Annotated in this window: 12 protein-coding genes and 1 pseudogene; 9 read left to right on the top strand and 4 right to left on the bottom strand. The window is 39.6% G+C overall.

All coding sequences use genetic code 11. The features are described 5' to 3' along the window. Positions 1-10 precede the first annotated feature (10 nt). The gene (locus HOO54_RS17960) at positions 11-1,000 is read right to left on the bottom strand and encodes a M23 family metallopeptidase (RefSeq protein WP_172297641.1); all 990 of its coding nucleotides are present in this window, start codon (positions 998-1,000) and stop codon (positions 11-13) included. A gap of 235 nt (positions 1,001-1,235) precedes the next feature. Between HOO54_RS17960 and lipA the strand changes: the two genes are divergently transcribed. Then, a complete protein-coding gene (gene lipA, locus HOO54_RS17955; protein ID WP_172297639.1) occupies positions 1,236-2,132 on the top strand; it encodes a lipoyl synthase in 897 nt (298 codons plus the stop codon). 96 nt (positions 2,133-2,228) lie between these two features. On the opposite strand, the gene HOO54_RS17950 is transcribed toward lipA, so the two are convergent. Continuing rightward, positions 2,229-2,798: a YhcN/YlaJ family sporulation lipoprotein gene (locus HOO54_RS17950; protein WP_172297637.1), complete on the bottom strand. Its 570-nt coding sequence runs from the start codon at positions 2,796-2,798 to the stop codon at positions 2,229-2,231. A gap of 106 nt (positions 2,799-2,904) precedes the next feature. Between HOO54_RS17950 and HOO54_RS17945 the strand changes: the two genes are divergently transcribed. Genes HOO54_RS17945 through HOO54_RS17935 form a run of 3 tightly spaced genes read left to right on the top strand, consistent with a single transcriptional unit; the run spans position 2,905 to position 4,436 of the window. Next, positions 2,905-3,180, top strand: a complete 276-nt coding sequence (locus HOO54_RS17945; protein ID WP_172297635.1) for a YutD family protein — start codon at positions 2,905-2,907, stop codon at positions 3,178-3,180. 24 nt (positions 3,181-3,204) lie between these two features. After that, the gene (locus tag HOO54_RS17940; protein ID WP_172297633.1) at positions 3,205-3,645 is read left to right on the top strand and encodes a DUF86 domain-containing protein; all 441 of its coding nucleotides are present in this window, start codon (positions 3,205-3,207) and stop codon (positions 3,643-3,645) included. Between the two features lie 20 nt (positions 3,646-3,665). Then, entirely contained in the window at positions 3,666-4,436 is a 771-nt protein-coding gene (locus HOO54_RS17935) for a TIGR01457 family HAD-type hydrolase (RefSeq protein WP_172297631.1), read from the top strand. A gap of 41 nt (positions 4,437-4,477) precedes the next feature. Here HOO54_RS17935 and HOO54_RS17930 read toward each other — a convergent pair whose 3' ends face one another. Continuing rightward, positions 4,478-4,978, bottom strand: coding sequence for a phosphatidylglycerophosphatase A family protein (locus HOO54_RS17930; protein ID WP_172297629.1), 501 nt, complete (start codon positions 4,976-4,978; stop codon positions 4,478-4,480). A 149-nt stretch (positions 4,979-5,127) separates the two neighbouring features. On the opposite strand from HOO54_RS17930, the gene yutH reads away from it, so the two are divergent. The 4 genes from yutH to thrB all read left to right on the top strand — a co-directional run bounded on the left by yutH (position 5,128) and on the right by thrB (position 9,787). Beyond that, complete coding sequence (gene yutH, locus HOO54_RS17925) at positions 5,128-6,123, top strand: spore coat putative kinase YutH (protein ID WP_172297627.1); 996 nt, start codon at positions 5,128-5,130, stop codon at positions 6,121-6,123. 402 nt (positions 6,124-6,525) lie between these two features. Then, a complete protein-coding gene (locus HOO54_RS17920) occupies positions 6,526-7,827 on the top strand; it encodes a homoserine dehydrogenase (protein ID WP_172297625.1) in 1,302 nt (433 codons plus the stop codon). Next, the gene (gene thrC, locus HOO54_RS17915) at positions 7,827-8,885 is read left to right on the top strand and encodes a threonine synthase (RefSeq protein ID WP_172299681.1); all 1,059 of its coding nucleotides are present in this window, start codon (positions 7,827-7,829) and stop codon (positions 8,883-8,885) included. The genes HOO54_RS17920 and thrC overlap by 1 nt, the downstream gene beginning before the upstream one ends. Beyond that, complete coding sequence (gene thrB / locus HOO54_RS17910; protein ID WP_172297623.1) at positions 8,882-9,787, top strand: homoserine kinase; 906 nt, start codon at positions 8,882-8,884, stop codon at positions 9,785-9,787. Before thrC ends, thrB begins: the two co-directional genes overlap by 4 nt. A gap of 350 nt (positions 9,788-10,137) precedes the next feature. On the opposite strand, the pseudogene HOO54_RS24450 reads toward thrB, so the two are convergent. Then, a pseudogene (locus HOO54_RS24450) lies at positions 10,138-10,494 on the bottom strand (transposase); the annotation flags it as partial. Positions 10,495-10,984: 490 nt separating this feature from the next. On the opposite strand from HOO54_RS24450, the gene HOO54_RS17900 reads away from it, so the two are divergent. Beyond that, positions 10,985-12,952 (top strand): alpha/beta hydrolase family protein, encoded by a 1,968-nt coding sequence (locus HOO54_RS17900; protein ID WP_172297619.1) that lies wholly within the window; start codon positions 10,985-10,987, stop codon positions 12,950-12,952. Positions 12,953-12,965 lie beyond the last annotated feature (13 nt).

The raw sequence follows: 12,965 nt of genomic DNA, 5'->3' as shown, positions 1-12,965 counted from the left end.
TTTTCATTTTTTAACGCTTTTTTCTTTTTCGGATCTCTTTTCGTTCCCATGCTTTTAAATGTGGATATGGATCAAAAGACCATTCAGTCCGTCCATTGTCTTTGTACATACCATAATGAAGATGAGGCGGGAATTTTCCGGCTGTCCCAGGTGGACCATATCCAGTGTTTCCAACTGAGCCGATCACCTGTCCAGGTTCAACGATTTGACCGGTTTCTAGTCCTTTACTAAAACCATTCAGATGGGCGAAATAGTGATATGTGTTATGGATATCCCTTATACCTACCCTCCAGCCGCCAAACCGATTCCAACCTTTCATTTCAATGATCCCATAGCATGTGGAGCGTACAGGGAGACCAAAATGAGCGAATAAATCAGTTCCCTCATGAATCCGTCTTCCTCCAAAGCCGCGAGCGTCACCCCATGTGCTTCTGTAACTGTAAATCGTTTTGACCGGAAGCGGAAAGGCGTGTTTTCCTAAATCAATCCGGCCGTATGTTCCAAAAAGTTTGATGAATCCAGAGATGATACCGACCGTCTGATCCCGCTCATAAAATTCCCATAGCCCAATGCGGATGTTTTCAATATCTTTTCCATATGTCAACAAGTATTGTCCAAATGTATAAAGGACATCTTCATCATCATTTGAATCCGCCCGTCCGTCTCCGTTGCCATCCATTCCAATTCCATCAAATACTTTAATACTGAGAGGGGCGGTGTCATCCGGGTTGGGATTTTCAGGTCCGCTCCATACACTCTGCGGAATGTAGATGCCAGTATACCCTGATTGCTTTGGCAAATCTTTGCGGTTTTTACGAATATTGATTTCATATTGATCGACAGCTGCGAAGACATACCAAGGGATTTGGGTTGCAGCCTCTGTTTTTTGATAAAGTGCCATCCTTTTTTCATAATCCGCTTCTTTCTTCTTTTCCTTCCCAAAAGCACAAGGTTGACCGATGACTAAAAGGAGGATGAGAACGGATAATACAACTTTCACGGTGTCCTTAACTCCTTTCCAATTGAATATGTATAGTTTACGTCTGACGAGAAAAACAATAATAAGAAAATATTTGCAATTTGTGATGGTCCAAAACCAATCTCTTGTCCCACGATTTGTACTGTGTTAAAGTTTTTTTAGACGAGGATCTCATTTATTTAAGCGGTTCCAGACGGCACAAAGACATACCCTGAACACAGTAAAACTTGACTACAACGAGTGGAGATGATTGGAATTGGCAAAGAAAGACGAGTATCTTAGAAAACCCGAATGGCTTAAAATTAAACTTAATACAAATGAGAATTATACGGGCTTAAAAAAAATGATGAGAGATCAAAACCTGCATACGGTATGTGAAGAAGCAAAGTGTCCGAATATTCACGAATGCTGGGCTGTCAGACGAACAGCAACTTTTATGATTCTCGGATCTGTCTGTACGAGAGCCTGCCGTTTCTGTGCGGTGAAAACGGGACTGCCAACAGAACTTGACTTAAATGAACCAGAACGTGTCGCAGACTCAGTCAGCATGATGAATTTAAAGCATGCCGTTATTACAGCAGTTGCACGAGATGACTTAAAAGACGGAGGAGCTGGTATTTTCGCTGAAACGATCCGCGCCGTCCGGAGAAAAAGTCCTTTTACAACAATTGAAGTACTTCCTTCTGATATGGGGGGAGATGAAGAAAACTTAAAAACATTAATGGAAGCTCGCCCCGATATTTTGAACCACAACATTGAAACAGTTCGTCGCCTAACACCGAGAGTTCGTGCCAGAGCTACATATGATCGGTCTTTAGAGCTGTTGCGCCGTTCGAAAGAAATGCAACCTGATATTCCGACAAAATCAAGCATGATGATCGGTCTTGGTGAAACAAAAGCTGAGATCATTGAAACAATGGATGATCTTCTCGCAAACAATGTTGATATTATGGCGATCGGTCAATATTTACAGCCATCAAGAAAACACATTAAAGTAGAAAAATACTACCATCCAGATGAATTTGCAGAATTAAAAGAAATTGCCATGCAAAAAGGCTTTAGTCATTGTGAAGCCGGTCCGCTTGTCCGCTCTTCATATCATGCAGATGAGCAAGTAAATGAAGCATCAAAAAAACGGCAAGCTAAGGCATAACAAGCATGACCCGGAAATGTACCGGGTTCATGCCTTTTTATTTTTAATCAGAAACCGCACCTTTGATTGTGAAAAAGAGGGTGCGGTTGTTTTTCGTTAATCACCTAGATGGCCTTGCGGTGATTTTTGCATGTCTTTAATTGTGTCTGCCATCAACTGGTCGACATTTCTTGAATTAGACCCGAGTTGACTGAAGTTGGCAACCGACTGGATTAAATTTTCGTTATCAGAAATATAAACATCATAAAATCTTGGAATGACAGATGAAGCCGTCTTTTTCACTTGATCAGCGGTTTTTTCTCGCTGTTTCGAGTTTGTTTTGTAGACAATTAATGCTTCGTCATCTGTAACAAGTGCTGAGGCATCTTGAATATGGGGGAGCTGAACCGTTAAACTAGATATAACATTAGCGATTTCATCCCGATTAATCTGGGGTGATCGTATTTCATTTTTATTTTCAACAGGTGAAGCCTGATGTCTGGCATAGCCGAACCTACCTTTTCGTTCATCATTTCTAAAAGTTTGATGGTATTGACGGTTTCGATCTGCAATGTGGATTGTATTTCCGTTTTCTTCATTCATGTTTTGTTCTGAATCGTTTAAAGCTGTTTGACATCCAGTTAACGGCATGAGCACTAAAACGAGTAATATCAATCGTATATTCATTCTGCATGTCCTCCTTATATCTATAGCTTTTCCAATCAAGAAGATTTATTCTTAGCAATTGATGGCGGCTTGGGTTTGAATTATCATATAAAAGAGGTGAAAAAGCATGATTGTCGTTCAAAATGCTTCATTTGAAGTTGTCAAAGATGTAAAAAGCGGTTTTAATGAGGATGCCTTTAAAGCCAGATATTCCGATATTTTAAACAAGTATGACTATATTGTCGGAGATTGGGGGTATAATCAACTAAGGCTGAAAGGGTTTTTTGATGACCAAAGTCAAAAAGCAACCTTTGATACAAAAATTAGTACTCTTGATGAATATATTTACGAATACTGTAATTTTGGCTGTGCCTATTTTGTGTTAAAACGTTTGCGAAAATAAACGATGATAAAAGGGGATGCTCAAATGTATTTTGTCGATCAAAATAAAATTGAAAACACGCTACGTTATTTTGAAGCAGAATTTCGTTTATTTCGTTCGCAATCAGCATGGAATTCAGCACTAGAAAAAAAAGCGCTTGAACGAATCTGTCAAATGTTGATTGAGTGTGTTTTAGATATTGGGAATGACATCATTGACGGCTTTATTATGAGAGATCCGGGAAGTTATCACGATATCATGGATATACTAATAGATGAAAACGTTCTTGACCAAACAGAGGGGGAAAATTTAAAACAGCTCATCACCTATCGTAAAACATTGGTTCAAGACTATTTGAACGTCAACCATGAAGAGTTGAAAAAAGTGTTGGAGATCTATGGAGAAACATTAAAAAATTTTCCGAATCGGGTTCGGACTTATTTAAACAATGAACTCGGTCCAGTAACGGCATTTAAACCGCACTAAAAAAAATTGGAGTGTAAAACATGAAAACATATAAAGGATACTTAATCGATTTAGATGGAACAATGTATAAAGGAACAGAAAAAATTGAAGAGGCATGCGAATTTGTTAGAATCCTGAAAGAGCGAGATATTCCCTACTTATTCGTGACCAACAATTCTTCACGCACTCCCAAACAAGTTGCTGAAAAACTTGTTTCTTTTGATATTCCGGCAACAGAAGAACAGGTATTTACAACAAGTATGGCTACAGCAAACTTTATTGCTGAACAAACACAAAAAGCTTCGGTCTATGTAATCGGGGAAGAAGGAATTCGTCAGGCAATTGAAGAAAAAGGGTTGGCTTTTGCCGAAGAGAATGCTGATTATGTCGTTGTCGGTATTGACCGCGGGATTACATATGAAAAACTTGCTGTCGGCTGTCTTGCTATTCGAAATGGCGCAACATTTATTTCGACAAATGGTGATATTGCGATTCCTACAGAAAGAGGACTGTTACCTGGGAACGGATCATTAACATCTGTATTAACTGTATCAACACAGACAAAGCCGATCTTTATTGGCAAACCGGAACCGATCATTATGGAACAGGCGATGAAAGTGCTCGGAACACAGGTTAGCGAGACACTGATGGTCGGTGACAACTATGATACAGATATAATGGCTGGAATGAATGCTGGAATGGATACGCTCCTTGTCCATACAGGTGTAACTCAAAAAGAACATCTTGAAGCCTATTCAGAAAAACCAACTTATGTCATTGATTCACTGACAGAATGGATGAAACACATTTAAACGAGAAAAGATGGCCGTGAAGTTTGAGGCCATCTTTTTGATTACTCAGCATCTCTCGCCCGATGTGCCAGCCTGCTTGAAGCAGCCGCCGCAATGGCACCGACGATATCGTCTAAAAATGTATGGCATTCACCTGTCGACTTATCATTTAATCGAGCAAGCACACCCGGTTTTATTTTATCAATGTAGCCATAGTTCGTATAACCAATCGAACCGTATAAGTTAATGATTGAAAAAGATAAAATTTCATCAACACCGTATAGGCTTTCATCGGTCTCAATTAAATCTTGGAGCGGTTCTAAAAGTTTGTTTTGCTCTGCTAATAGGTCCAACTGAATACCGGTCATAACGGCATTTTGGACTTCACGTTTTCTAATCACACGATGGACATTAGCTTCACATTCTTCTTTTTTCAAGTTTGGATGATATTTTCTTTGTAAAACATAGACAAGATCCGCAATTTCTGAAATTGAGACTCCTCGTTTTTCTAGCCATTCCTTAGCCAAAGTTTCGAAGTGGTGCTTATTCTTGTTTCCCGACATGATGTTCACCCAATCTTTTTTCTTAGTGTATACAAACGTCCTTAAAAATGTAACAATCAAAGCCATCATTTTTAGTTGATTCATCATATTTGTATGTTGATCTGATTACGATGTGAAGAAGGCTTATTTTTCAGGAATGAAGGTGATATATGGTGAAGGAAATAATAAAAGAAAAGTTTGGAATCCATGTTCGTGATCTTTCTCATCACCTCTCTTATCAATCCTTTCAAACACCAAATTCAATTGTTTTAATTGTCCCTGTCTCTCAATTCAGCCAAGCTGAACTTATGGAACTATATTACATCAGTCATTATTTACAAGAACAACAAGAACCATACGTTTGCTCTTTTATATTAACAAAAGATGGTTCACTGACCTTTGAAAGCAATGGAACATCATATGTATTGCTGCAGGCTGATCAGCGTCATCCGAAAAGATCTGTTTCACTCGGAACTGAACTTGCCCAATTTCATCAAAAAGGGAGAGGTTATCCATATGAAGTGAAAGAACTGACAAGAATCGGGCAGTGGAAAAATTTATGGGGAAAACGCCTTGACCAACTTGAACAGTTTTGGATTAAAAAAACACAATCAGAACCGTTGCAACCTTTTGAAAAAGTCTTTATTGAATCATTTCCTTATTATTTAGGTTTAACAGAAAACGCGATTCAGTATTTAGCAGATACTGAATTAGATGATCAGCCGCAGACAGCAGATTCAGGGACAATTTGTTGCCAGCGTCTGACTTGGGAAAGTCCCCTTATAAAGGTTCCAGTGGAATGGGTATTTGACCATGCAGCTCGGGACCTTGCAGAATATACGAGAAGTTTGTTTCAAAAAAACCAAGATTTTCAGGAAATCGCTTTGTTTTTACAGCAGTATGAACAAGTCATTCCGCTGTCATCATTCTCTAAACGATTGCTGTTTAGCAGATTGTTATGTCCACTTCACTTTTTTGAAACTGTTGAAAATTATTATCTATCCCCGGAATCAGAGCATCCCTTTTATGAAAAACGTCTTGAAGATATTGTGAGTCAAGCACAAAGATATGAAAAGTTTTTAGCAACGTTCCAAGACATGTACTGCACAAAAGCTAAGGGATATGTTAATATTCCGTCTGTAAAATGGCTAAAAAGAAACTACTAAACTTTGCTGGCTGATGACTGGCATCGGGTAATCGTCGATGCCAGTAACTAAAAACTGAAATAGCGTTTTGATCTGGTTAAAATGCACATCCTAAAACAGTATTCAGCTATCGGACAGCCTGTTGCTATCATAACAGTTCTAGTGTAGGAATAAGAAAAGCGATGATACAGCCAAAATGCGTTTTAAGGCAGGGTAGCTAAAAAACGAAAATAAAATATTTCTGAATATATAGAATCTTGATATATTAACTTTTAAAGCGGTTACAATTGTGATTATTCGTAAAATAACACCTTGTCAAAAAACAACTCCACGATTATAATGTTCTTTAACTCGAATGTATTTATAGTGTTTACAAATGTCTTTATACAAGAGACATAATATAGATAGAAAGGCGGAATTTTAATGAAGGCGATACGAGTAGGACTTCTAGGTTTAGGAACGGTAGGCAGTGGAGTCGTAAAAATTATTCAGGATCACCAGGATAAACTGACACATCAGGTTGGGTGTCCAGTTGTCATTCAAAAAGTACTTGTCAAAAATATTGACAAAATGCGAGATGTGGAGCTTTCGAGAGATATATTGACAACAAATGCTTATGAAGTCATTGAAGATCCTGAAGTCGATGTCATTATTGAAGTGATTGGGGGTATTGAGGAAACAAAGCAGTACTTACTTGATACACTTCGCGCCAAAAAACACGTTGTAACGGCCAATAAAGATTTGATCGCTCTTTATGGGTCAGAGCTATTAGCTTGTGCGAAAGAAAATGGCTGTGACCTCTACTTTGAAGCAAGTGTTGCCGGAGGAATTCCGATTTTGCGGACGTTGGAAGAGGGACTTGCTTCAGACAGAATTACAAAAATGATGGGAATCGTAAATGGAACAACGAATTTTATTTTAACAAAAATGAACAAAGATAAGGCACCATATGGAGAGGTTCTTAAAGAAGCACAAAGGCTAGGCTTTGCAGAAGCGGATCCGACTGCTGATGTAGAAGGGCTTGATGCGGCAAGAAAAATGGCCATATTAGCAAGGCTCGGTTTCTCGATGAATGTTGCACTTGATGATGTTAAAGTAAAGGGGATTTCTCAAGTATCTGATGAAGACATCAGTTTCAGCAGACGGCTTGGTTATACGATGAAGCTGATTGGTATTGCTCAGCGAGACGGACAAAAAGTGGAAGTGAGTGTTCAACCAACATTGCTTCCAGAGCACCATCCACTGGCATCTGTTCATAATGAGTACAACGCCGTTTATGTTTACGGTGAAGCTGTCGGTGAAACGATGTTTTACGGACCTGGTGCAGGGAGTATGCCAACTGCGACTGCTGTTGTATCAGACTTAGTCTCTGTGATGAAAAACATGCGGCTTGGAGTAACTGGCAGCAGTTTTGTTGATCCTCAGTTTGAGAAAAAAATGAAGTCGCCTGCAGAAATCTTTGCCCAACAGTTTTTAAGAATTCATGTAAAAGATCAAGTTGGATCATTTTCAAAAATCACCTCAACTTTCTCAGAAAGAGGCGTCAGTTTTGAAAAAATTCTTCAGCTCCCGATTAAAGACAATGAAGATTTAGCAGAAATCATTATTGTGACACATCACGCATCAGAAGCAGACTTTACTGAGATCTTGCAACAATTAAACGATCTAGAGGTTGTTCATGAGATTAAAAGTACTTATCGAGTAGAAGGGAACGGTTGGAGCTAATGTGGAAAGGAATTATTCATCAATATAAAAATGATCTTCCAGTAACTGAGAATACACCTGAACTAACATTATATGAAGGAAATACACCACTTGTTTATTTACCGAAACTTTCAAAGCGATTTGGAATTGAGCTTTATGTGAAAACAGAAGGTGTAAACCCGACAGGTTCTTTTAAAGACCGCGGTATGGTGATGGCGGTGGCAAAAGCGAAAGAAGCGGGAAACGATACGATTATGTGTGCTTCAACAGGCAATACATCAGCTGCTGCAGCAGCCTATGCGGCTCGTGCGAATATGAGGTGTATTGTAATTATTCCGAATGGTAAAATCGCCTTCGGAAAATTGGCTCAAGCTGTTATGTATGGAGCCGAGATTATTGCTATTAATGGAAATTTTGATGATGCACTAAAAATGGTTAGAAATATTTGTGAGAAAGAGCCGATTGCATTAGTTAACTCTGTAAACCCTTATCGAATTGAAGGGCAAAAAACGGCTTCATTTGAAATTTGCGAACAGCTTGGTGAATCACCTGATATTCTTGCAATCCCTGTAGGAAATGCTGGGAATATTACAGCTTATTGGAAAGGTTTTAAAGAATTTCACGAAAAACATCAAACAGGTTTACCGGTGCTGCGCGGTTTTCAGGCTGAAGGTGCTGCACCGATCGTCAACAACAGAATAATCGAACATCCTGAAACAGTTGCAACCGCAATTAGAATCGGAAATCCGGCCAGCTGGAAGCAAGCGGTCAATGCAGCAAATGAATCAAACGGAAAAATCGCCGCTGTATCAGACGAGGAGATTCTTTCGGCTTATCAACTTTTAGCCAAGGAAGAAGGGGTTTTTGCTGAGCCAGGTTCCTGTGCTTCAATTGCCGGTATCATAAAACAGCTAAAAACAAACGAAATTCAGCCAGGGACAAAGGTTGTTGCTGTTTTAACAGGAAACGGATTGAAAGATCCAAATATTGCGATCGACGTATCGAAATTCAAACCTGTGACACTTCCAACTGATGAACAACAGATTCTGAAGTACTTACAAGGAGCCGCTCAAGTATGACAGAGGCTGACATGCTGTTTTCGATTGAAGTACCGGCAAGTACGGCTAATTTAGGCCCTGGCTTTGATTCCATTGGTATGGCGCTTTCTCGCTATTTGAAATTATCGGTATTTCCTCATCAATATTGGCATTTTCAAGCTGAAACAGATGTTGTTGCAGGAACTCCAGAAGGAACTGATCATTTGATTTATCAAGTCGCAAAACGAACTGCGGATCATTTTGGAAAGCAGCTTCCTCCAAGTTTTGTTAAAGTATGGAGCGACATCCCGTTAGCTCGAGGGCTTGGTAGCAGTGCCGCTGCAATAGTTGCTGGAATTGAGATGGCAAATGAGCTTGCTGATTTACAGCTGACAGAAAGTGATAAATTGCATTTTGCCAGTCTTGAAGAAGGTCATCCTGACAATGCAGGTGCTTCACTTTTAGGCGGACTGATTATCGGACTTCACGAACCTGAAGAAACAAAGATCGTGCCTATTAAAGATATTGATGTGGATGTTGTCGTTGTGATCCCCTCATATGAAGTACTGACAAAAGATGCACGACATGTTCTTCCAGAAGAACTCACATATCATCTTGCGGTGAAAGCCAGTGCGATTAGCAATTTACTTGTCGCAGGACTGATGTCAAAGAATTGGCAGCTTGTCGGACAGATGATGAAAAAAGATCTTTTCCATCAGTCATATCGAAGAACACTTGTCCCTGAACTCGTCAAAGTAGAGGATGAAGCTCGTTTAAAAGGTGCATACGGAACGGCCTTAAGTGGTGCCGGACCAACGATTCTCAGTTTGATTGAAAAAGGAAAAGGAGAAGAATTGAAAACGCATTTGTCCACAAAGTTCCCACATTGTGTGGTTGACTGTCTTCATGTACCAAATACAGGGAGCGTGATCAAAAGAGCTTGAAATGGTTTGGGAGCTTATTGTTAAGGAGATATTTAAAGAAAGAAAGGGAGCTTTAAACGAGCCATGTGACTTTATAGGATCAACAAACATAAGAAAAGGGGCTGTCCTGAAAGTCGTGTGGATGAATAAAAATTGGGGATTTTGCTCGCTTTCCGCGAGCCTCCTCGGAGCTCGTTCCTTGCTCCTCTTGGGTCTCGCCTGGCTCGCTGTTTCCGCAGGGGGCTCGCAATACCCCCCTGATTTATGTTGAAAAAGGACTATTTAGACAGCTCCTCAGCTTGTAGAAAAATCTATGTTTTTCTACAAACCTTTTTATTTTAATGAAAGAACAGAAAAGGGCTGCCACACACCTAGCCTATCTTGGCTAAGTGTGTGGTAATCTTCTTCATATTCTGGCAGGCGGTTGTGAGGAGAACTTGTTCCTCACATTTTGTTTTCCTCTCAACCGACAGTAGCGAAGCCCATGCAGTTGTTTTGAATCTGCAAAGCTTCGCTCTATTTTTTGATAAAGTATTTTTCCTGAGGCAGACAAGCGATTTTGTCTGACCTTTTCTTTATGACTTCCCATACGTGCCTAGAGATGACTTTTTGATGTTTTTTCGATCGTGTACAGTTCTCAAGCAGAGGGCATGGGGCGCACTGTTCAGAATTTGAATTATAAAATCTGTAGCCTTTTCGATTCCATTTGGACAGATGTAGCTGTCTTTCTGAACGGATACCAAACATCATTTTGAATAAAATCAGTGGATCAAGTGAGGGGCGACCATTGTTTTTACTGTAATAAGGTTTTACGAAGTAGATGATCCTCTTCAACTAGTTGGTCAAGCAGTACGAATTCCGCTTCGTTTTGAGAAAAACCCCTTGTATTGAACATCATGAACACCGCCCTTTTAGGTTTTCCTCAATGTAATAGATGATATTTTAAGGAAAATAATACAGGCTGTCGAGATTTTGGAGGCTGTCTTGAAAGTCGTGTGGATGAATAAAAATTGGGGAATTTGCTTGCTTTCCGCGGGCGATCCGCGAGCCTCCTCGGAGCTCGTTCCTTGCTCCTCTTGGGTCTCGCCTGGCTCGCTGTTTCCGCAGGAGTCTCGCAATTCCCCCTGATTTATGTTGAAAAAGGACTTTTTAGGAAAAGGTTTTTTATTTAGATAGTCAAAATATTAAGAATAGAACAGATGAGGAGGAGAGCCATTATTGAAGAAGTATATAACAGAAGCGGATCTTACACAATTAGTATCTGTTACAGATCCCCAATATTCGCCTGACGGTAAAAGGTTAGCTTATGTCCAAACAAAGGTAAACAAAGAACATGATGCCTACGATGCTCAGATTATGGTTTATGATTTTGAAAAACAAAAATCGGTTCAATGGACATTTGAAAAAGGAAGGAATCAGCATCCCCGTTGGTCGCCCGACGGATGCAATCTCGTATTTACATCAAACCGAGATGAGACAGAACAGGTTTATCTTCTGAATATCAACGGAGGTGAAGCAAAAAAACTAACCAATATCCCTTATGGTGTGTCACATCCAATATGGTCGCCTGATGGTACAGAGTTGCTTTGTTCAGTCAGATTAACGAAAGATGAAAATGTAACAGATAAACAAAAACAGCGGCTTAAAGATGATGAACCTGTTGAAATTGATACGATTTCATATAAAGCAGATGGACAAGGTTTGAAAAGAGGAACATATACACAGCTTGTCCTCATAAACCAAGAAACAGGAGACGTTAGGCAGTTGACCAATTACGAAAGAGACCACCATAGTTACACTTTCTCACCTTGTGGGAAAAGAATTGCCTTTTGTGCAAATGTGATGAACTTGTCTGGAGCCCGTGTGTCCGATGTTTATATCATGACGTTAGCAACTGGGGAAATGACACGAGTCACCACACAAAGCGGTGTTTTTTCTTCATTAGCCTATTCTCCTGATGGACAGTGCATTGCTTTTTTAGGACACCAACAAGAATTTAAAAATGCAACAATTCAAAAAGCTTGGCTCTACAATGTAAATGAAAACAACTTGCTATGTTTAACAGAGATGTTTGACGTTCATCTCGGTGATGTACTCATTTCTGATAGTTTGATTGGAGGTGAATTTCCACATCCGATTTGGACTAAGGATAGCAAAGGTTTTTATACACTAGGAACTGATGACGGAGCAACAGGCATTTATTATATTTCAACAGAAGGGCTAGTTTATCCAATTCGCATCGAAAAAGAGCACCTGAACGGATTTAGTTTACATCCTGATGAAACGGGATTTGCTGCAGCTATCACACTACCCGCTTGGCCAAGCGAACTGTATCATATCTCATTTGACGGGATCATCAAACGGCTGACAAATGCTAATCAAGAATTTGTAGAAGGACATATGATCTCAGAACCTGAAGAAATTCAATTTGAAACAAAAGATGGTTTAACAATCCATGGTTGGCTAATCAAACCGACTCAATATGAAAAAGAAAAAACATATCCACTCATTTTACAAATTCATGGTGGTCCACATGTGATGTACGGACACACGTATTTTCACGAATTTCAAGTACTTACAGCACAAGGATATGCAGTCGTTTATGTGAATCCAAGAGGAAGCCATGGGTATGGACAAGACTTTGTGAACAGTGTAAGGGGTGACTACGGAGGGACTGACTATGAGGATATAATGGGAGCAGTTGATTATGTCCTACAGCACTATGATTTCATTGATCAAAGTCGAATTGGGGTGACAGGAGGCAGTTATGGAGGTTTTATGACGAATTGGATTGTAAGCCATTCGAATATGTTTAAAGCTGCGGTAACACAGCGGTCGATTTCTAACTGGATCAGTTTTTATGGTGTAAGTGATATAGGCTATTTTTTCACGAAGTGGCAAGTTGGTGCAGACCTGTTTGAGGATTTTGAATATCTTTGGGATCGTTCCCCCTTAAAGTATGTGGACCAAGTAGAAACACCGTTGTTAATTCTCCATGGTGAACGGGATGATAGATGCCCTATAGAACAAGGAGAACAGCTTTTTACAGCTTTAAAAAAACGAGGTAAACAGGTAAAATTGATCAGGTTTCCAAATGCATCTCACAACTTATCAAGAAATGGACATCCAAAACAGCGAATCAAGCGGCTTCAGTATATTAGTGATTGGTTTAAAACTTATTTATAAATCAACAAAAGTC

This window comes from Bacillus sp. WMMC1349 (assembly GCF_013155385.1).
Lineage (GTDB): Bacteria > Bacillota > Bacilli > Bacillales > Bacillaceae > Bacillus.
This window is presented reverse-complemented; position numbering and strand designations above follow the sequence as displayed.

Bases quoted from the DNA above. Each gene is read 5' to 3' on its own strand.
- HOO54_RS17950 (WP_172297637.1), bottom strand. From the start codon at position 2,798: ATGAATATACGATTGATATTACTCGTTTTAGTGCTCATGCCGTTAACT.
- HOO54_RS17945 (WP_172297635.1), top strand. From the start codon at position 2,905: ATGATTGTCGTTCAAAATGCTTCATTTGAAGTTGTCAAAGATGTAAAA.
- HOO54_RS17940 (WP_172297633.1), top strand. From the start codon at position 3,205: ATGTATTTTGTCGATCAAAATAAAATTGAAAACACGCTACGTTATTTT.
- HOO54_RS17935 (WP_172297631.1), top strand. From the start codon at position 3,666: ATGAAAACATATAAAGGATACTTAATCGATTTAGATGGAACAATGTAT.
- HOO54_RS17930 (WP_172297629.1), bottom strand. From the start codon at position 4,978: ATGTCGGGAAACAAGAATAAGCACCACTTCGAAACTTTGGCTAAGGAA.
- yutH (WP_172297627.1), top strand. From the start codon at position 5,128: ATGGTGAAGGAAATAATAAAAGAAAAGTTTGGAATCCATGTTCGTGAT.
- HOO54_RS17920 (WP_172297625.1), top strand. From the start codon at position 6,526: ATGAAGGCGATACGAGTAGGACTTCTAGGTTTAGGAACGGTAGGCAGT.
- thrC (WP_172299681.1), top strand. From the start codon at position 7,827: ATGTGGAAAGGAATTATTCATCAATATAAAAATGATCTTCCAGTAACT.
- thrB (WP_172297623.1), top strand. From the start codon at position 8,882: ATGACAGAGGCTGACATGCTGTTTTCGATTGAAGTACCGGCAAGTACG.